The organism is Pseudomonas sp. BAY1663 (genome assembly GCF_000582595.1).
GTDB lineage: Bacteria > Pseudomonadota > Gammaproteobacteria > Pseudomonadales > Pseudomonadaceae > Stutzerimonas > Stutzerimonas stutzeri_AF.
In genome coordinates this window covers 60,631-80,057 of sequence record NZ_AZSV01000002.1, presented here as the reverse complement: position 1 = coordinate 80,057, position 19,427 = coordinate 60,631, and the positions used below count along the sequence as shown (strand labels likewise).

Sequence of the window (19,427 nt, the reverse complement as noted above, 5' to 3'; positions counted from 1 at the left end):
CCGGCCGCTGTTCCGGCGCCGCCAGGCTGAACACAGACCCCGGAATAAATCCACCCTCCGGCGTCAAGCCGTTCAGTTGGACGATGGGCTTCAAGCTTTGGCAGCCCTTCGGCCTGCATCGCCGCGAGGGCGCGCCGCCTACAGGCCCGGTGTGCGCCGGCTGCTTTCGTGGGAGGCCGCCGCCGACGACGACCGGCCGCTGTTCCGGCGCCGCCAGGGCTGAATACAGCCCCCGGAATAAACCCACCCTCCGGCGTCATGCCGTTCAGTTGGACGATAGGCTTCAAGCTTTGGCAGTCCTTCGGCCTGCATCGCCGTGAGGGCGCGCCTCCTACAGGCCCGGTGTGCGCCGGCTGCTTTCGTGGGAGGCCGCCGCCGACGACGACCGGCCGCTGTTCCGGCGCCGCCAGGCTGAATACAGCCCCCGGAATAAGCCCACCCTCCGGCGTCATGCCGTTCAGTTGGACGATGGGCTTCAAGCTTTGGCAGTCCTTCGGACTGCATCGCCGCGAAGGCGCGCCTACAGGTCCGGTGTGCACCGGCTGCTTTCGTGGGAGGCCCGACCTCGGGGCGATGCTTTTCGAGTTTCAGGCCTCACGCTGCATGCAGGTTTCAGGATTTCGGCAGTCCTGCTGCCCGTATCACCGCGAGGACGTGCCACCCACAGAGGGCCCGCTTACTGGTACATCCAGAAGTTGGGATGGTCGACCGGAACGTTAGCCACGGCGGCCTTCTTGGCGAAGGCGACCTGCATGATTTTTTCAGCCAGCTTCTTCATGAGCGATTTCCTCGGTTGCGATCAGGAATGGTCGCCAGGATCCGCCAACCGGGCCGGCCGGTGAAATTCATTGCGGCTATCGCTCCGATAAACGCTCGCGCTTCAATCCAGCCGCACCAGCACACGGCCCACCTGCCCGCCCGCCAAGATGCGCTCGATGGCTTCGGGCAATTGCTCCAGACCGATTTCATGGACCAGTTCGTCGAGGTTGGCCAGCTTCCACTGCAGCGAAAGCTTGTCCCACATCGACGCCTTGACCACCAGCGGAATCTCCACCGAATCGACGCCCAGCAGATTGACGCCGCGCAGGATGAACGGCAGCACGCTGGCCTGGAAATGAGTACCCGCGGTGAGTCCACAGCAGGCCACGCTGGCGCCGCGCTGCAGCGACTTGACCACGTTGAACAGGATATCGCCGCCCACGGTATCCACCGCACCGGCCCATTGTTCCTTGAGCAGCGGCTTCTCCACGCCGGCCTGCAGCGCGGCACGCTCGACAATCTGGCTGGCGCCCAGGCGCGTGAGGAATTCGGCCTGATCCGCCTTGCCGGTCACCGCCGCCACCTTGTAGCCGAGGCTGGCCAGCAGCGCCACCGCGATGCTGCCGACGCCGCCCGTGGCACCGGTGACCAGCACGGGCGCCTCGCCCGGCTCCAGCCCCGCCTGCTCGAGCTTGTCCACGCATAGCGCCGCGGTCAGCCCCGCTGTGCCGAGGACCATCGCCTCGCGCAGCGACAGCCCCTGGGGCCGCTTGATCACCCAGGCCGCCGGCACCCGGATGTACTGGCCGAAGCCGCCCGCGGTGTTCATGCCCAGGTCGTAGCCGGTGACGATCACCTCGTCGCCTTCGGCGAATTCCGCGACGCCGGACGCGGCGACGACGCCCGCTGCATCGATCCCGGGGGTATGCGGATAGCTGCGGGTAACCCCGCGGTTGCCGCTGGCCGACAGTGCATCCTTGAAGTTCAGCGAGGAATAGCGCACCCGGATGAGCACCTCGCCGACCGGCAGGTCGTCGATGCCGCGCTCGACGATCCGGGTTTCGAAACGGCCTTCGGCCGTCTCGCTGACTTGCAATGCCTTGAAGCTGCCCATCATGGTTCTCCTCGATTATTGCCAGAATCGTTGTTCGTTCAGGCGGCTCCAGCCCTTCACCAGGCCGTGTTCCATGACCGCGCTGGCAGCCATGCCGAAGCGCTCGGGCAGGCTCTTCTTCTCGACGTAATGCAGCTGGAACAGTTCCGCCTCATGGGCGCGCTCGGCGAGGTACTGGTCGCTGGTCTTGATCTCATCCGCCAGATGCTTGCCCAGTGCGGAAATGCCGAGCCAGACCTCGCCCGTCGCCACATCGTCTATGGAAACCTGCTGGCGATAGCGGGCGACGAAGTTCTTGAACAGTTCGTGGGTCGTCTCCAGGTCTTCCTGGAATTTCTCCCGGCCTTTCTCGGTGTTCTCGCCGAACACGGTCAGCGTTCGCTTGTACTCGCCGGCGGTCAGCACCTCGAAGTCGACGTCATGCTTCTTTAGCAGGCGATGGAGATTGGGTAGCTGGGCGACCACACCGATCGAGCGAGAATGGCGAAAGGTGCGGTGAGTATCCTGTCGCCGATGCAGGCCATCATGTAGCCGCCGCTGGCCGCCACCTTGTCGACACAAACGGTCAGCGGCACGCCCGCATCACGTATGCGCACCAGTTGAGAGGCCGCCAGGCCGTAACCATGGACCATGCCGCCGCCGCTTTCCAGACGCAGGACCACCTCGTCCTGCGGCGTCGCCAGCGTCAACAACGCGGTCACCTCGTGGCGCAGGCTGTCCACCGCCGAGGCGCGGATGTCGCCGTCGAAGTCGAGCACGAAGACCCGCGAGGGCGTTTCCGTCTTCTTCGCCTGCTTGGCGGCCTTCGCCTCCCGCTTGCGCAGCGCCTTGAACTGATCCTTCTCCAGCACCGCCTGCTCCAGGCGTTCGCGCATCGATTTGTAGAACTCGTTGAGCTTGTGCACCTCCAGGTGCCCGGCGCCCTGTTTGCTGCGGCCACGCCGCAGCGATGCCAACGCAATGAGCACGATCACAATGGCCACCACCAGCGTGACGGTCTTGGCCAGAAAGCTGGCGTAGTCGGCAAGAAATTCCACGTACCCCTCCTCGGTGAGATTCAGTCGCCGGCAGTTTTCCACTGGGCGCCAAGCCGCCAGCATACCGGCGCCCCCGTGCCTGAGCCAGTCGGGAACAATTCAAACAAACGTTCGAATTATCGTTGACACTCCCAAATGATGTCCCTACCCTCGCGAAAAAACAGAGCCAGCCGGAGCAGAGCATGGGCAGTATCTACCTGATCAGACATGGTCAGGCGTCTTTCGGCGCAGAGAACTACGATGTGCTGTCCCCCCTCGGTTACCGCCAATCGGAGGCGCTGGGCGATTACCTGGCCCAGCTCGATATCGCTTCGATCGCTGCCTCGCCGGGGAACTGAACCGCCAGCAGGATACGGCCCGCGCCACGCTCTCCAGGCTGGGCGGACGCCGGCCCGAACTGGAGATCGATGCCGCCTTCAACGAATTCCATGCCGACGCGGTGATCCGTGCGCACCTGCCCGAGCTGCTCGAATTCGAACCGAACGCCATGCACATCCTGCGCAACGCCGCCGATCACCGTGCCGACTTCCAGCGCCTGTTCAGCCATGTCGTGCATCGCTGGATCTCCGGCGAGCACGAGAAGGACGAACTGGAGAGCTGGCAGGGTTTTCTCGACCGCGTTCGCGGCGGCCTGGAGCGGGTGCTGGAAAGCGCGGGCAAGCATGATCGAATCGCCATCTTCACGTCTGGCGGAACCATTACCGCACTGCTTCAATTGATCATCGGCGTGCCGCCGGTCAAGGCGTTCGAGATGAACTGGCAGATCGTCAACACCTCGCTCAGCCTGCTGAAATTCCGCGACCGCGAGGTCGCCCTGGCTTCCTTCAACAGTCATGCGCATCTGCAACTGTTGAAGAATCCGGAGCTCGTCACCCACAGATGAGCTCAGCCCATAGCGGCCCAAGGCTGCGTGTTACCCCTAACGTCCAAAAGGAAATTCCCATGAGCAATGTCGCCGAGACCTTCAAAGGCATGCAGTCGAAGTTCAACCCCAGCGCCGCTGCCGGCCTGGATCTGGTCTTCCAGTTCAACATCACCGATGCCGAGAATTACTACCTGGTCGTCAAGGACGGCACCTGCGACCTGCAGCAGGGCGATTCCAGCGACGCCAACGTCACCCTGATCATGGACAGCGAAACCATGCAGGGCATCGTCAGCGGCGAGACCGATGGCATGCAGGCCTTCATGGGCGGCAAGCTGCGCGCCGAAGGCGACATGATGCTGGCCCTGAAGCTCAGCGAGCTGTTCCCGGCCTGAGGCGCGAGCCGGTAGCCGCGAGACGAAAAAACCGAAGCCCGGCTTCGGTTTTTTTATGCCGGCGAACCGGCCACCCGCGAATCAGGGCCCTTGATTGGCCGGCAACACTCCGGCCAATAACGGCCGGCAGCGCTTGGTCCCGGGCACCGCGAGCATTAGATTGTTGAATCATCTTGGGCACCGAACATAAGCAGAAGGGATAACAATGGCGCTTACCGATCAAAGCACCGGTGTTCGTGCGGGCGAGGAATTGCCCGCCGACGTCATCGACCAGTACCTCAAGGCGCATATCCCGGGTCTGGAGGGGACGCCGCGGATTTCCCAATTCCCCGGTGGCGCATCGAACCTGACCTACCTGCTGCAATACCCCGGCCTGGACCTGGTATTGCGCCGCCCACCGTTCGGCCACAAGGCCAAGTCCGCCCACGACATGGGCCGCGAATACCGAATTCTCAATCAGCTCAACGCAGGCTTTCCTTACTGCCCCAAGGCCTATGTCTATTGCACCGACGAATCGGTGATCGGCGCCGAGTTCTATGTGATGGAGCGCGTCAACGGCATCATCCTGCGCTCGGAGCTGCCGCCGGAGCTGAATTTCGACGAATCCCAGACCCGCGCCCTGTGCGAAAGCTTCATCGACAAGTTCGTCGAACTGCACAACGTCGATTACCAGGCCTGCGGGCTCGGCGATCTGGGCAAGCCGGAAGGCTATGTGAAGCGCCAGATCGAAGGTTGGAGCGAGCGCTACGAACGCGCCATGACCCCGGACGCGCCGGCCTGGGACGCGGTCAAGGCCTGGCTGAAGGACAAGATGCCGGCCGACCACCCCAAGCCTGGGATCATTCACAACGACTACCGTTTCGACAACGTGATCCTCAACCCGGACAACCCGATGCAAATCATCGGCGTGCTGGACTGGGAAATGACCACCATCGGCGATCCGCTGATGGACCTGGGCAACACCCTCGCCTACTGGATCGAGGCCAACGATCCGCCGCCGATGCAGGCGATGCGCCGGCAGCCCAGCCATCTGCCCGGCATGCATACCCGGCAGGGCTTCGTCGACTACTACGCCCAGCGCGCCGGCATCGAAATCCCCTGCATCGACTTCTATTACACCTACGGCCTGTTCCGCCTGGCTGGAATCGTCCAGCAGATCTATTACCGCTTCCATCACGGCCAGACCCAGGACAAGCGTTTTGCCCAGTTCATCCAGATGAACAAGCTGCTCGAATACAAGGCCCTGCAAGTGATCGGGCAATCGAAGCTCTGAAGCCAACCCACTGCCTGTGGCCTGCCACGGGAACGAACAAGAAAAGAGGAACGACCATGTCCAAGACCACCCTGTTCAACCTTGACGGCAAGATCGCCTTCGTATCCGGCGCCAGCCGCGGTATCGGCGAGGCCATCGCCAAGCTGCTCGCCCAGCAAGGCGCCCACGTGATCGTCTCCAGCCGCAAGCTCGAGGGCTGCCAGGCGGTCGCCGACGCCATCGTCGCCGCTGGCGGCAAGGCGACCCCGGTGGCTTGCCATATTGGCGAGATGGAACAGATCCAGGCGGTGTTCGCCCGGATTCGCGAAGAGTTCGGCCGCCTCGACATCCTGGTCAACAACGCCGCTACCAACCCGCAGTTCTGCCACATCCTCGATACCGACGTATCGGCGTTCCAGAAAACCGTCGACGTGAACATCCGCGGCTACTTCTACATGTCGATCGAGGCCGGCAAGCTGATGCGCGAGCACGGCGGCGGCAGCATCATCAACGTCGCCTCCATCAATGGCGTGTCGCCGGGGAATTTCCAGGGCATCTATTCCGTCACCAAGGGCGCCGTGATCAACATGACCAAGGCCTTCGCCAAGGAATGCGCGCAGTTCGGCATCCGTTGCAACGCGCTGCTGCCCGGCCTGACCGACACCAAGTTCGCCTCGGCGCTGGTCAAGAACGACTCGATCCTGCAAACGGCCCTGCAGCACATTCCGCTGAGCCGCGTCGCTCAGCCAAGCGAAATGGCCGGGGCCGTGCTCTATCTGGCCAGCGATGCCTCGAGCTACACCACCGGCGTCTCGCTGAACGTCGACGGCGGCTACCTGGCCTGACCGGTACGCCCCGGCGGAAAGCGTGAAGCCCGCCGGGGCTCAGGCAGCGGTATGACGCAGCAGTTTCAGGCAGGCAACGGATGCCGCCAGCTCCACGGCACGCATGTCGTCGAAATTCTTCAGCTGAGGGTCTGCCCCCGCCTCCAGCAATAGCTGCAACAGTTGCGGCCGATCGCTGGAAGCGGTGTACATCAGCGCCGTGGCGCCGGCGTCGTTGCGGTTGTCGAGCTCGGCCCCGGCGTCGATCAGGTCCTGCAGCAGTCCAGCGTCGCAGGAAACACAGGCCAGCCACAGCGCGGTATTGCCGTCATCGTTGCGGGTATGGACGTCCACCCCGAAACCGAGCAGCTCCCTGACCAGGGCGCGCTGCCCCTGCAGGGCGGCCCGCATCAACGGTGTCAGGCCGTGCAGGCGCGGTGCATCGAGGTTGGCAGGATCGAATTGCCATTCGGCGAGGAAGGCCAGCAGCTCGGGACTGCCGGTTGTTCCGGACACGTTCGCGGAGGGTTCCAGCAACGCGGTGGCCAGCGGCCGGTAGCCGCCGTCGACGCTGTAGACCCTGCGGAAGCGAAAGTCGGAAAACATCTGGGCGAAGGTCCTGCTCGCGTTGCCGTGGTAGCAATAGATCAGCACCGGCGCATCCTTGGCCAGGCGATCGAGCCAGACCGCCACGCGGCCCTCGCTCAGGTGCATGGCACCTTCCAGGTGCTCCTGCCTGTAGCTGTGGGCATCACGCACATCGAACAGGGTCAGGCCCGGCTCGGAGCGGATCAGGGCCGCGGCGTCGGGCGCGCACAGGCATTGATATGGAAACCGTTCGGCACTGCTCATGGGAATCTCCCTTCTGTCGGTCCAGGGGTGTCGCGTTGGCTGTAGGCGGGCGCGCTCTCGATGCGTGAATCCAGCACCGGCAGACCAACGGTGAAGTGGTAGAGGCTCTGCCAGGCGTCGTCCTGCAGGCCCAGCAGCTCATGTACAGGGTCGTCGAAGAAACAACCGATGCCGGTGCCGCGAAGGCCCCGGGCCTCGGCTTCGAGGTAGAGCACCTGACCGAGCAGGCCGGCTTCGCGATGCAGGCTGCGGTAGGCCGCGGGCCCCTGTCGGCGCAACGTCCCGTCGAATTCGGCGAGCATGCCGAGGGCGAAACAGGCGCCGGCAGCGATCTCCTGGTGGCAATGCAGGCTGCGCGAAATCCGCTGCAGCATTCCCGGCTCCATCTCCTCGAGCAGCAGCAGCGTGTCGAAGCCGGGCACCGGTTCGAGCCGCAGCCGCTTCGCCAAATGGGGCTTCAGGCTGGCCAGCAGGGCATCCGTGCGGGGTAGCAGGTAAAGGCCGGGAGCCAGCTCCTCGACATGCCTCACGAACAGGACCAGGGCTATCCGCGGCGTGCCGTCGAGCGCATCCCAGGGCAGCTGCGACGTGGGCCGAAGGCGAGCCAGCAGCGTGGCGAAACAGACCAGGCTCATACGGTGGTTACGGTCGAAGCGCTGGGCGCTGCGGCGGTTGCCCAGCAGTTCTCCGGCCGCCACGGCGCCGCCCCATGGTTCCGATTGCACCGATGCAGCCGGCGCCAGGAGCAGCACGACAGGCTCCACCGGAGCATCCTCACGGCGGGTCGCCGCGGCTATCTCGGCGATGCTCGGCCATCGGTACAGTGGATACCGATCGATGGCGGAAGCCAGCCCATGCCAGCATGCCGTCTCCGCCAGGGCACGAAGTTCGGCGGTCGTCACAGGCGGCGGCGCACCATCCGAAAACCCCAGCGAGAGCAGGACTTCACTCTCCTCACACTCGGTATCCGGCCAGCGGTGGGCCGGGAATTCCTCCAGCCGATCCACACCGGCAAGCCGCGCCAGCGTCGCATTGCCGACCTGCGCCTGCTCCTGCAATCGCCAGCCGAGCACCGCGGCGGCATAGCGCAGCGCCCCCACTGCGTGCCCGACGTCCAACTGGCAGTAGCGAAAGGCCCGTTCTCCATATTTCCAGGCCTCGCGCCACATCACGGAAGTCAGCACGACCGCCAGCCTGGGGGTGCCGGCTTCGACGGTATGCCGGGCCCGTAGCTCCAGCGCGTGATCTTCGGGGCGATAGTGATAGAGGCCATTCTCCAGCCCCGCGACGCCCGCAACCAACAGGTAGGCTTCGGTCGGATGTAGATTGCCGCTGGAGGGATTGGCCCGCACCGCCCAGCGGTCAGGGCCAAGCGTTTTCCAGGCGCTGAGCCCGAGCGAGAGCTGCAACAGGGCGCCGATACCATGCAAGTCGGGCCGCAGGGCCTTGGCATCTGCGGCATCCAGGCTTCGGAAGGGCCGCTGCAGCGCCTGCTGCAACGCGCTACCGGGCGGTGCCGTGGCCAGCAGAGGCAGCCTGATTTGCGGCGCCCCCTGAAAATGGCGAAATGTTGCGGGCTGCGCCTCCCAGTCCAGCGTCTCCGGGCCAGCGGCATATCCGGCGAAACGGTGCTTGCTGCGTTGGTGATAGGCGTGCACCGCGGCACGCGCCGCGGTGCATTCGGACAGGTCCTGGCTCTGCATGGCTCGCTCTTCCGTTCGTCTCTGCGAGACGCTTCTGCAAGAGCGATACCAGTGCGTCAGACCACATGATTCGGGGGGTTCAGGGAAACCGGCATTGTCGGCTTTGCGACACACGCAGGTGGGGTGGCGGGAAACGCATCCAGTCGTTCAGCATGCTGAACGGGAGGATCACCAACGCCAGGCCCGCGCTCCGGTCCTGCCGCCGGATTACCAGTCCTGCATGGCCTGGGTCGCGGCCTCATTCATCGGCCTGGCCAGCAGCCCGGTGGGGGCCAGATCGACGGCATAGACCGCCCCATCGGCAATCGGCATGGAATTGACACGCAAGGCCTGCGCCTCGAAAAAGAACAGATCACGCTGCCCCAGTTGCAGCCATTGCCATACGTCCACACCCAACGGATTGTCCGCCAGCGCAACCTGGCCATGGCGAGCTCGATCCTGCTGCTCCACAGCGAGATAGCGTCCGGAGAGACGCTCCAGCCGATAGCCGGACTCCAGCCCGATCAGCTCGGCCAGACTTTTCCAGCGAAGCACATGAAGATCGAGCTGCCACAGATCGCCTTCCAGGATGACCGCGCGCGCCTCCTGGCCCTGCTGCAAGCTGACCTCGTAACGCTGCGCCCCCTGAGCCTCGAAACTCAGCGTAACCAGCGGCTGGTCGGCGGGCAGCGGCACATAGCGACTGACATCGTAGGCCACCAACCCGATCACCCCGGCGCACGCGAGGATCAGGAAGCCACAGGTGCCGCGCAACCAGCCGAGAAACCAGCGCCCCCCCAGCAGCAAGCGCAGCGCGACCAGCAACACGATCACAGCCAGTAGCGCGACCACGATCGCGAGCCCTAGATATTGCATGACCAAGCGTCCTTTCCAGTGAGTGCGCCATTATCCGCAGAGCCAATCCGAGCGGCCAGCACCGGCGTGGGACGGCGATCACGAGTCGGCATAGTTCTTTGAATGTGCGCAGGCCATGCCGGCTACGAGCGCACATAAATCTGCTATCGCCATGCCTGTCGCGGCATTATCCTGCCCTCCCCTTGCCTGTCGTTCACCGAGTGCTGCATGCCGTTCACCCTTGAGCTCACGCTGGATTTCTCAACCCTGGCCATCCTGATCATGGTCGCCTTCACTGCAGGCTTCATCGATGCCATCGCTGGCGGCGGCGGCTTGCTCACCATCCCCGCGTTGCTCACCGCCGGCCTGCCACCACACCTGGTACTGGGAACCAACAAGTTGTGCGCCACCTTCGGCGCGGCCACGGCCAGCTACACCTTCTACCGTCGCCGGCTTTTCGAACCCGGGCTCTGGCGCCGCGCCCTCGCGGGCACCACCATCGGCGCGGGGCTCGGCGCGGCGCTCGCGCAGTTCATGCCGGCGAGCTGGTTGAACCAGGCCTTGCCCCTGGTGGTATCCGCCTGCGGCATCTATTTGCTGTTCAGCCGCCTGCCAGAAGCCTCCGCCAACGGTGCGCAGCGCATCGGCCGCAACCGGCAATGGCCACAGAGCCTTTCACTGGGGTTCTACGATGGTGTCGCCGGCCCCGGTACCGGCGCCTTCTGGACCGTCAGCAGCCTGCTGCTCTATCCGCTGGATCTGCTGCGCGCCAGCGGCGTGGCACGCACCATGAACTTCGTCAGTAACGCGGTGGCCCTGACGGTATTCATCATCGGCGGCCACGTCGCCTGGGTGCTCGGCATCGGCATGGGACTGGCGCTGATGGGCGGCGCGTATCTGGGGGCGCATACGGCCATACGAGGCGGCTCCCGGTTCATTCGCCCGGTGTTCATCCTGGTGGTCCTGGCGATGAGCCTGCGCCTAGCCTGGCAGCACTGGGTCGGGACGGCCTGACCGGCGAGCCAGGTAGAGCTCGATCAGATAGCGTGCGATGGACTGGCGTGCGGGCAGCGCCGGCAGCCGGTCGATGGCGAACCAGCGGGCATCCTCGATCTCCTCGGGCTGCGGCACGATTTCACCGCCGGCATACTCGGCATGGAAGCCCAGCATCAACGAGTGTGGAAATGGCCAGCCCTGGCTGGCGATATAGCGCGGCATGTGGATGGACACACCCACTTCCTCGCGGACCTCACGCTCGACGCATTGCTCGACCGACTCGCCAGGTTCCACGTACCCCGCCAGCGTGCTGTAGACACCCGGAGCAAAGCGCGGCGAGCGTGCCAGCAGCAGCTCGTCGCCACGCGTCACCAGGACGATCATGCTGGGCGAAAGCCGTGGATATTGCTGGGCGCCGCAGGCAGGACAGTACATCGCCCGCTCGTTCGTTCGCTGCTGCATCGCCGAGCCGCAGCTGCCGCAGAAGCGGTGCTGGCTGACCCAGGTACCGATCTGCGCCGCGTACCCGAGCAGACGAAACAGATCCTGGTCACCCTCCTGCATGAACTGGCGCAACCCCTGCCAATGCGCACCCGGCACCTCGGCGGGAAAATCCAGTTCGAAAAGAAATACCGCCTCGCCGTCGAAATAGCCCAGGCCCTGCTCGCTCAGCAAGGGCAGCGCCAGGCGCTTGAGCCAATCCCGTGGAAACAGCACGCCGTTACTGTCGAAAAGAAACTGCTGCCGGCAATGCACCACCGCCCAGCCGCCGGGCATTGCCGGGTCGAGCAGGGCCGCTTGCCAGCGCAGGCTCATCAGGCCGCTACCGGCATGCCCAGGGCACGTACGCTCTCGCTCGCCAGGTCGAGCACGCTGGCACGCGAGTCGTCGCGGCGCAGCACCGCACCGCCCTCCAGGTAGTACTCCAGGCTGGTCAGGGCATCGGCGAGGGTTTCCAGCATCTGCTCGGGCGGCATCTGGTTCGATTCGAGCATCTGTTTCTGGATGAAATCGGCACAGGCCCCGATGAGTTCGGCGGCGCGCTCCTGCTCGAGGAAACGCAGCCCGCCCCGCACCGCCTGCAGACTGAACGGCACGTTGGCCAGGTGCAGCTTCTCACCATTGGATTCGAGATAGGCGGTGATGGCGCGCTTGGCCAACGCCAGCCCGGCCGTCGCCTCGTCGATCACCACGATGCAGGCTTCGGTCAGTTGGTGGTTGGCAAAGGCCTCAGCCTCCATCCCGGGCCGCGCCACTTGCGGCTTGGCTTCACGACGGTCGCCGCGCTCCAGGCTGGCAACCATGCTTTCGACATAAAGCACCGCATCGGCGAGTCGTTGCAGCGCTTCGGCCTGCGGCGCCTGTTCGAGACTCCAGCCGGACACGCCTGGCAACTGCGCCTGCAGGGTACTGGCCGCCGAAGACAGGCCGACCATGCCCAGCGTCTTGGCCATCTTGCCCAGCAGATTGTGCAGATTCGAATAGGCCTCGGCCTGAGCCGTTCCACGCTCGATCAGGTCCAGCAGATCCTTGAGGCTGGCAAGTTCCTCGCGGATCGCCGAGGACAGCGAACGCATCACCGCCTGCCCGGGCCCGGCAAGACGCTGGGACTCGTCCTCGAGCAGGTGGTCGGTGAACGGCAGCGGGCTCAGCGAGAATACCTGGCGCACCTGGCTGGCGACCGGGCCATTGCTGTCTGCCAGGGCGACCACGTAGAGCAGCTCCTTGAGCAAGCTGCGCGGCGCCTCGTATGCGGCATTGCCGACGATGATCTGTTTCAGCTCCCGGTCCAGTCGGGAAAACAGCTGTTTGCGCGACTTCCGCGGCAAAAGCTGGCCATCCAGTTGGGCCTCTATCGCGGCGCTGCCGATCCAGCACAGACGGCTGGCCGGCGAATTGATGAACAGGTGATCGAGACGACTGAGCGCCCGCCCCATCAGCTTCAGGCTGGCCGGCAGGTTCTCCTCGCGGATGAAGCCAAGCAGGCCGATCTGGTACATCTGGCGCAGGCGCCGGGCCTCGGCGCGGGATACACCGCCGGCGCGCGCCGGTACCTCGACGGCCGGGCGGGCATGGTCGAGGCGGACGCTGAAGAAGAAGCTCTCGGGCAGTGGCGGCTGTCCGCAGGCCAGGCGCAGGACATTGATGGCCGGCAACAGCAGTTCGGGGATTTCCTGGCGGCTGGCGTCGACGCTTTCCAGGTAGCGGCGTAGCACGTACAGCGCGTTGCTCAATGCGGCGAGCTGCACGTCGCGGTCTTCCCCGGCGCCGACCGGAATATCGGTCGCCAGCTGCAACACTTCCTGCGCCAGCAGCTCCGCCCCGGTCAGTTCGATCAGGTTGAGCGTACCGCGCACCTGCTTGAGGTTCTCCACGGCCTGCTGCAGCAGGCCGCCATTATTGCGATCGATGATGAAGTGTTCGAGGCTCTGTTCCGCCTCTTCCATGGTGGCGAACAGCTCGTCGCGAACCAGACCGAGTGAAGTAGCTCCAGTAACCATGCCTAGTGCGCCTCCCGCGCAAGGTTGAAGTGGCGCATCAGTCGGCGAAATCCGGCTTCTGTTTGCTCATGTGGGCGGCGATGGCGACCTTGAGGTCCGCCGATTGCAGCATGGCCGCGTTCCAGGTGGCGATGTATTCAAGACCGTCGTCGACACGATGGTCGCGCATGTAGCGGATCATTTCCTTGGTGCCACGGATCGCCACCGGCGACTTGGCGGCAATTTCGCCGGCCAGGTCGAGAACGGCTTCCATCATCGCCTGCTGGTCGGCATAGGTGCGGTTCACCAGACCGATGGCACGGGCCTCCTCGCCATCGATGGTACGCCCGGTGAACGCCAGCTCGCGCATCATGCCGTCGCCGATGATGCGCGGCAGGCGCTGCAGGGTGCCCACATCGGCCGCCATGCCCATGTCGATTTCCTTGATGGAAAACTTCGCATCCGTCGTGCTGTAGCGCATGTCGCAGGCCGAGATCAGGTCGATCGCGCCGCCCAGGCAATAGCCCTGGATCGCGGCGATGACCGGCTTGCGGCAGTTATCCACGGCGTTGAAGGAGGCCTGCAGGGAAAGAATCTTGCGGCGCAGTTGCTCGGCGTTGCGCCCCACGTCGCTGCCCAGCTGACTGCCGGCTTGCGCCAGCAGCTGCAGATCGATACCGGAGGAAAAATGCTGGCCGGCTCCGCTGAGAACCACGACGCGTACCGCGTCGGTGGCATCGATCCAGTCGAAGATATCGATGATTTCCGACCAGAAGTCGGCATTCATCGCGTTGATCTTCTCGGGCCTGTTGATCACGACCCGGGCAATCTTGTCTGCCAACTCTACGCGGAAGGCTTGGTATTCGGTCACGCTATCATCCTCGACAGCAAGGGCGCATGGAAAGCATCGTGCAGGCGGCCTGCAACGACGGTGGGCCACTATAACAAGTGGCACCGCGCCGGGTGAATGTCGATGCAGACGATGTGAAACAGGCCACGCCGTCAAGCGCCCCGCATAGCGGGCATCCCGACTGGATACGCGCGCGGCGGGTCTCAATCCTCACGGATGCAGTCGACGGTGTATTCGCCGGCGTTCACCGCGAGCTCGTGCTGCAGCCCATGCACATCGGCATCGAAACCGGGAAAGCGCTCGGCGAAATCCCGGGCGAAGCGAAGATAATCCAGAATCGAGCGGGTCTCCCGGGTGAATCGCTCGCCCGGCATGATCAGCGGGATGCCCGGCGGATACGGCACCAGCATCACGGCGGCGATACGCCCTTCCAGCGCCTCGATCGACACGGCCTCGACCTCGCCGCGCACCAGCTTGTCATAGGCCTCCGACGGCGTCATCGCCGGCTCGGGCAGCGCCGTGTACATCCGCCGCATGGCCTTGGCCGTGGCGTTCTCGCAATAGCAGGCATGCAGCGCATCGCACAGATCGCGCAGCCCCAGGCCGGCATAGACGGCCGCTCCCCGGCGGGCAATCGAGGGCAAGGCATCGACCAGGGGCGTATTGGCGTCGTAGTGGCGCTTGAACTCCAGCAGCTCGGTCAACAACGTGCTCCACTTGCCCTTGGTGATGCCCATCGAGAACAGCACCAGCATCGAGTACAGGCCGGTCTTCTCCACCACCAGGCCCCGTTCCCAGAGAAACTTGCTGACCACCGCCGCGGGGATGCCACTGTTTCCTAGTGTTCCGGACGCCGTGAGCCCGGGCGTCACCAGGGTGACCTTGATCGGATCGAGCAGCACGTAGTCGCTGGCGACATCGCCGAAACCATGCCAGTCCGCCATCGGCTCCAGCAGCCAATCCGGCGTTACCAGCGCCTCGGCGCCATCGACCAGCGGCGGCTGCCAGATGCTGAACCACCAGTCGTCGGTATCGATGTGCTGACGCAGGTTGGCCAGCGCCCGGCGAAAGCTCAACGCCTCGTCGAAGGTCTCCTGGATCAGCGAACGGCCGGCAGGTCCCTCCATCATCGCCGAGGCCACGTCCAGGGAGGCCAGGATGCCGTACTGCGGCGAGGTGGAGATGTGCATCATGAAGGCTTCATTGAAGCGATCGCGATCCAGCTGGCGCGTCTGGCTATCCAGCACATGGATCATCGAGGCCTGGCTGAAGGCCGCCAGCAGCTTGTGCGTCGAGTGGGTGGTGAAGACCAGCGGCCCCTGCTCGCGCGTATCCATGCCGTAGCGGCCGTCGTAGAACTCGTGGAATGCCGCATAGGCGTACCAGGCCTCGTCGAAGTGCAGCACCTCGACGCTGTCCATCAGGGTTCGCTTGATCAGGTTGGCGTTGTAGCACAGGCCGTCGTAGGTGGAATTGGTCACCACCGCCAGCTTGACCTTCGCCGGTCGCCCGCGGGCCAGCGGGTTGGCGGCGATCTTGGCCTGGATCGATTCGCGGCTGAACTCCTCCAGCGGGATCGGCCCGATGATGCCCAGCTCGTTACGCGTCGGGCTCATGTACAGCGGTATCGCGCCGGTCATGATGATCGCGTGGAGGATGGATTTGTGGCAGTTGCGATCCACCAGCACCAGGTCGCCGCGCGCCACCATCGAATGCCAGACGATCTTGTTCGCCGTCGAGGTGCCGTTGATCACGAAGAAGGTGTGGTCGGCGCCGAAATTGCGCGCCGCACGGGCTTCCGCCGCCGCCAGCGGCCCGGTGTGGTCGAGCAGCGAGCCGAGCTCCGGCACCGAGACCGAGAGATCCGAGCGCAGCGTGTTCTCGCCGAAGAACTGGTGAAAGGCCTGCCCCACGGGGCTCTTGCGATAGGCCACGCCGCCGCCGTGGCCGGGCGTGTGCCAGGAATAGTTGGACTCGCCGGTATGCTGCACCAGGGCGCGGAAGAACGGCGGCAGCAGGTCCTCGAGGTAGTTGCGCGCCGCTCGCGCGACCTGCCGGGCGAGGAACGGCACGGTGTCCTCGTAGAGATAGAGCAACCCGCGCAGTTCGTTGAGATCGGCCATGGCCTCGGCCGGCGCATTCTCGATGGTGACCTGCTCGCCGAGGGCGAAGATCGGCAGGCGCGGCGCACGGTGCCGGGCCACCCGGATCAGTTCCACCACGTCGTGCAGCAACCGCTGGTTATCGCCGGCACCTTCGGCCGCAACCAGGATGCAGGCCAGACCGTGGTGGGTCGAGGCAACGATACGACCTTCGCTGGAGCTGGCCGTCGGCAGGATGGTGAAGCCGTCGCGCTCCAGTTCGGAAGCGATGCCGCGTATGCGCTCGCCGGCCACGGTGTCGGCCTTGATGTCGCGATGGACGATGAGGATGGGGAATTTCAGGTCTTTATACATGCGCGCGCTCTGCGAACGATTCACCTACAGGTAGAAGCGTCCGCAGCAAAGCGACAGCGCAGCGCGCCCGGCCTCAGGCCGGGGTAGAGGTCTCGGTTTCCAGCTGCAGCCACAGCGGCGCCGCCCCGGCCGCCTTCTCGATGGCGGCCATGCGCGCCATGTGCGCCGCGGTCTCTTCCTCGCTGGCACGCAGCACGGCGGTACGCGGCCGGTCCGCCGGCAGGCGGCGGATCGGGCTCGGTTGCGGCCGGCCGCCATCGGCGCTCTCGCCATCGCCGGCCAGCGACAGGTTGGTCTGGCCGCCGGTCATGGTCAGCCAGACGTCGGCGAGAATCTCCGCATCGAGCAAAGCGCCGTGCAGGTCGCGCCCGGAGTTGTCGACGCCATAGCGCTTGCACAGGGCATCGAGGTTGTTGCGCTGCCCCGGGTGGCGTTCGCGCGCCATCAGCAGGGTGTCGAGCACCGTGCAGTGGTCGGTGATCTCCGCCCGTTCCTGCTGGCCGAGCAAGGCGAACTCGTTGTTGATGAAGCCGAGGTCGAACGCCGCGTTGTGGATGACCAGCTGCGCGTCCTTGATGAATTCGAAGAACTCGTCGGCAACGTCGCGGAAACGCGGTTTGTCGAGGAGGAACTCGTTGGTGATGCCGTGGACGGCGATCGCGCCCTCGTCCACCTCGCGATCGGGCTGCAGGTAGACGTGATAGTGCCGGCCGGTCAGGCGGCGGCCGATGACTTCGACACAGCCGATCTCGATGATGCGGTGGCCATCGGTTACCGGCATGCCGGTGGTTTCGGTATCCAGCACTACGCTGCGCATACGGTTTCGCTCACTTACACAATCGGTTGTCGTTTGGCCTGGACCACGCCGCGATTGGCCAGCAGGTCGGCCTGCTCGTTGCCCGGATGGCCGTTATGGCCGCGGACCCATTCCCAGCTCACCTGGTGGCGATTGACCTGCTCGTCGAGCTGCTGCCAGAGATCGGCATTCTTCACCGGCTGCTTGCTGGCGGTTTTCCAGCCACGCTTCTTCCAGTTCGGCATCCAGTCGTTGATGCCTTGCATGACGTACTGCGAATCGGTGACCAGGCGCACCTTGCAAGGCCGCTTGAGTTCGGCGAGGGCACGGATGGCGGCCATCAGCTCCATGCGGTTGTTGGTGGTATCCGCCTCTCCGCCCCAGAGCTCGCGCTTGACGCCCTTGTACACGAGCAATGCGCCCCAGCCGCCCGGACCGGGATTGCCCTTGCAGGCGCCGTCTGTGTAGATCTCGACCCAATCGTCGCTCATGAAGATTACTTGCCTTGTCTATCGGGCCACGGCAGCCGACGCGGTATCCAAATGCCCGGCAGCGGCTATTCCGCGTCGCGACGGCTGACCTTCGCCACAGGCATCGGCAGCAATTGCCCCATGCGCTCGCGCCGCTGCTGGCGCAAGGGCCGCAGGCCGATCATCAGCTTGCGCGCCACCAGCAGGTAGAAGCCGCCGGTCGGCGCCTGCAAGCGCTGCCCCAGCGTTTCGAGTCGCGACAGGCGGGCCTGCCAGTCGTTCGAAGAAAGCGGCGGACAATAGCATCCGAAGCGGCGTTTCTCCAGCGCGAATCCCAGCAGATTCAGCCAGTCGCCTACCCGCGAGGGACGAATGCAGCGCGCCTCGCGCAGCGCCTCGCGCGAGAGCAGATGGCGCATGCCCCAGGCGCTCCAGGGTTGATGCCGACGATCAGCAAATGCCCGCCGGGGCGCACCCCGCGGGCGGCTTCGCGCAACAACCCATGCGGCGAAAGGCTGAAGTCCAGCGCATGCTGCAGCACCACCACATCGGCGGCGTGCTCACCGAGCGGCCAGGCCTGCTCCTCGCAATGAATTTCCACCCCGGGCAGGGGGCGCCGAGACGAACGCTGCGCTTGATGTGCTGCGGCGCCACCGACGCTCCGGCGAATGGGCCATTGTGGATCAGGTAGCTGCCGAAACAACGGCTCAGCTCCTCGTTCAGCACGTGCTGTTCCTGCGCCAGCAGCTGCTGCCCGAGAGGCCCCTCGAACCAGAGGCTGGCCTGGTCGATCAGGGACCGCCAGGAATCGCTGCATTGGGTGGACGGTTGATCGTTCATCGCTTGGCTCCGTTCGTCGTGCGGGCTCGCTCGACGATGAGTTCGCTCGGGTTCAACTTTCCCATTGGCCTGCTAGGATGCGCCTTTGTCACAGACTTGGCGACCCGCCCCATGTTGAAGATCGAAGCCCTCCCCGCCTTCACCGACAACTATATCTGGTTGCTCCAGGACGAGGCCGCCCGGACCTGCGCCGTGGTCGACCCCGGTGACGCCGCCCCCGTACTGGCCTGGCTGCATGCCCATCCCGACTGGCGGTTGAGCACGATCCTGGTGACCCACCATCACCACGACCATGTCGGTGGCGTGCAACAGCTCAAGGCAGCCACCGGAGCCCGGGTCTACGGGCCCGCCGCCGAGAACATTCCGGCCTGCGACGAGGCGCTCGGCGACAACCAGCGCATCGAAGTGCTCGGGCAGGACCTGCGGGTCATCGCGGTTCCCGGGCATACGCTCGGGCATATCGCCTACTTCCATGCCGATGCCGAGCAGCCCTGGCTGCTCTGTGGCGACACCCTGTTCGCCGCCGGTTGCGGCCGCCTGTTCGAGGGCACCGCCGCGCAGATGTTCGATTCCCTGCAGCGTCTGGCCCGCGCGCCCGACAACACCCTCATCTATTGCACCCACGAATACACGCAAAGCAACCTGCGCTTCGCCCAGGCCGTCGAGCCGAACAATCCGGAGATTGCCGAGCGGGTACGGGAAGTAGCCCAGTGGCGCGCCGCGGACCGTATCAGCCTGCCGACCACGCTGGAAATCGAACGGGCCACCAACCCCTTCCTGCGCAGCGCTATCCCCGCGGTTCGCGAAGCTGCCGAGCAGCACTGCGGCAGCCGCCTGGGCAGCGACGTCGAGGTTTTCGCGACCCTGCGCGCCTGGAAGGATCGATTCTGAACAAGGTCGACGAGTT

Annotated in this window: 15 protein-coding genes and 3 pseudogenes; 6 read left to right on the top strand and 12 right to left on the bottom strand. The window is 64.9% G+C overall.

Annotated elements, in window-relative coordinates; translation table 11 throughout:
• Positions 1–880 precede the first annotated feature (880 nt).
• Both BAY1663_RS01350 and sohB read right to left on the bottom strand, forming a co-directional pair.
• Positions 881–1,873, bottom strand: coding sequence for a YhdH/YhfP family quinone oxidoreductase (locus BAY1663_RS01350; RefSeq protein WP_037037342.1), 993 nt, complete (start codon positions 1,871–1,873; stop codon positions 881–883).
• 15 nt (positions 1,874–1,888) lie between these two features.
• A pseudogene (sohB, locus tag BAY1663_RS01345) lies at positions 1,889–2,910 on the bottom strand (protease SohB).
• 182 nt (positions 2,911–3,092) lie between these two features.
• Here sohB and BAY1663_RS01340 point away from each other — a divergent pair.
• The 4 genes and pseudogenes from BAY1663_RS01340 to BAY1663_RS01325 all read left to right on the top strand — a co-directional run bounded on the left by BAY1663_RS01340 (position 3,093) and on the right by BAY1663_RS01325 (position 6,264).
• Positions 3,093–3,793 (top strand): annotated as a pseudogene (locus BAY1663_RS01340) (histidine phosphatase family protein).
• Between the two features lie 59 nt (positions 3,794–3,852).
• Positions 3,853–4,167 carry an SCP2 sterol-binding domain-containing protein gene (locus tag BAY1663_RS01335; RefSeq protein WP_013982897.1) on the top strand — a complete coding sequence of 105 codons (315 nt, stop codon included), beginning with the start codon at positions 3,853–3,855 and terminating at the stop codon, positions 4,165–4,167.
• A gap of 205 nt (positions 4,168–4,372) precedes the next feature.
• Entirely contained in the window at positions 4,373–5,440 is a 1,068-nt protein-coding gene (locus BAY1663_RS01330) for a phosphotransferase family protein (protein WP_037037337.1), read from the top strand.
• A gap of 56 nt (positions 5,441–5,496) precedes the next feature.
• Positions 5,497–6,264 (top strand): SDR family oxidoreductase, encoded by a 768-nt coding sequence (locus BAY1663_RS01325; protein WP_037037335.1) that lies wholly within the window; start codon positions 5,497–5,499, stop codon positions 6,262–6,264.
• 39 nt (positions 6,265–6,303) lie between these two features.
• On the opposite strand, the gene BAY1663_RS01320 is transcribed toward BAY1663_RS01325, so the two are convergent.
• The 3 genes from BAY1663_RS01320 to BAY1663_RS01310 form a co-directional block, all read right to left on the bottom strand.
• Positions 6,304–7,095, bottom strand: coding sequence for an ankyrin repeat domain-containing protein (locus BAY1663_RS01320; protein WP_037037333.1), 792 nt, complete (start codon positions 7,093–7,095; stop codon positions 6,304–6,306).
• On the bottom strand, positions 7,092–8,798 hold the full coding sequence (locus BAY1663_RS01315; RefSeq protein ID WP_037037330.1) for a SagB/ThcOx family dehydrogenase: 1,707 nt from the start codon (positions 8,796–8,798) through the stop codon (positions 7,092–7,094). Before BAY1663_RS01315 ends, BAY1663_RS01320 begins: the two co-directional genes overlap by 4 nt.
• 207 nt (positions 8,799–9,005) lie before the next feature.
• Positions 9,006–9,653, bottom strand: a complete 648-nt coding sequence (locus tag BAY1663_RS01310; protein WP_037037447.1) for a membrane protein — start codon at positions 9,651–9,653, stop codon at positions 9,006–9,008.
• A gap of 207 nt (positions 9,654–9,860) precedes the next feature.
• Between BAY1663_RS01310 and BAY1663_RS01305 the strand changes: the two genes are divergently transcribed.
• On the top strand, positions 9,861–10,646 hold the full coding sequence (locus BAY1663_RS01305) for a TSUP family transporter (RefSeq protein WP_037037328.1): 786 nt from the start codon (positions 9,861–9,863) through the stop codon (positions 10,644–10,646).
• Here the strand turns inward: BAY1663_RS01305 and nudC are convergent.
• The 7 genes and pseudogenes from nudC to BAY1663_RS01270 all read right to left on the bottom strand — a co-directional run bounded on the left by nudC (position 10,614) and on the right by BAY1663_RS01270 (position 18,520).
• Complete coding sequence (nudC, locus tag BAY1663_RS01300; RefSeq protein ID WP_037037325.1) at positions 10,614–11,444, bottom strand: NAD(+) diphosphatase; 831 nt, start codon at positions 11,442–11,444, stop codon at positions 10,614–10,616. The genes BAY1663_RS01305 and nudC overlap by 33 nt on opposite strands.
• Complete coding sequence (locus tag BAY1663_RS01295; protein ID WP_037037323.1) at positions 11,444–13,129, bottom strand: hypothetical protein; 1,686 nt, start codon at positions 13,127–13,129, stop codon at positions 11,444–11,446. Before BAY1663_RS01295 ends, nudC begins: the two co-directional genes overlap by 1 nt.
• 37 nt (positions 13,130–13,166) lie before the next feature.
• Positions 13,167–13,979 (bottom strand): crotonase/enoyl-CoA hydratase family protein, encoded by an 813-nt coding sequence (locus tag BAY1663_RS01290; RefSeq protein WP_037037321.1) that lies wholly within the window; start codon positions 13,977–13,979, stop codon positions 13,167–13,169.
• A gap of 182 nt (positions 13,980–14,161) precedes the next feature.
• A complete protein-coding gene (locus BAY1663_RS01285) occupies positions 14,162–16,414 on the bottom strand; it encodes an Orn/Lys/Arg decarboxylase N-terminal domain-containing protein (RefSeq protein WP_037037318.1) in 2,253 nt (750 codons plus the stop codon).
• A gap of 73 nt (positions 16,415–16,487) precedes the next feature.
• Positions 16,488–17,231 (bottom strand): DNA polymerase III subunit epsilon, encoded by a 744-nt coding sequence (gene dnaQ / locus BAY1663_RS01280; RefSeq protein WP_037037316.1) that lies wholly within the window; start codon positions 17,229–17,231, stop codon positions 16,488–16,490.
• Between the two features lie 14 nt (positions 17,232–17,245).
• Positions 17,246–17,701, bottom strand: coding sequence for a ribonuclease HI (gene rnhA / locus BAY1663_RS01275; protein WP_037037311.1), 456 nt, complete (start codon positions 17,699–17,701; stop codon positions 17,246–17,248).
• A gap of 65 nt (positions 17,702–17,766) precedes the next feature.
• A pseudogene (locus BAY1663_RS01270) lies at positions 17,767–18,520 on the bottom strand (class I SAM-dependent methyltransferase).
• 111 nt (positions 18,521–18,631) lie between these two features.
• On the opposite strand from BAY1663_RS01270, the gene gloB reads away from it, so the two are divergent.
• A complete protein-coding gene (gloB, locus tag BAY1663_RS01265; RefSeq protein WP_037037308.1) occupies positions 18,632–19,411 on the top strand; it encodes a hydroxyacylglutathione hydrolase in 780 nt (259 codons plus the stop codon).
• Positions 19,412–19,427 lie beyond the last annotated feature (16 nt).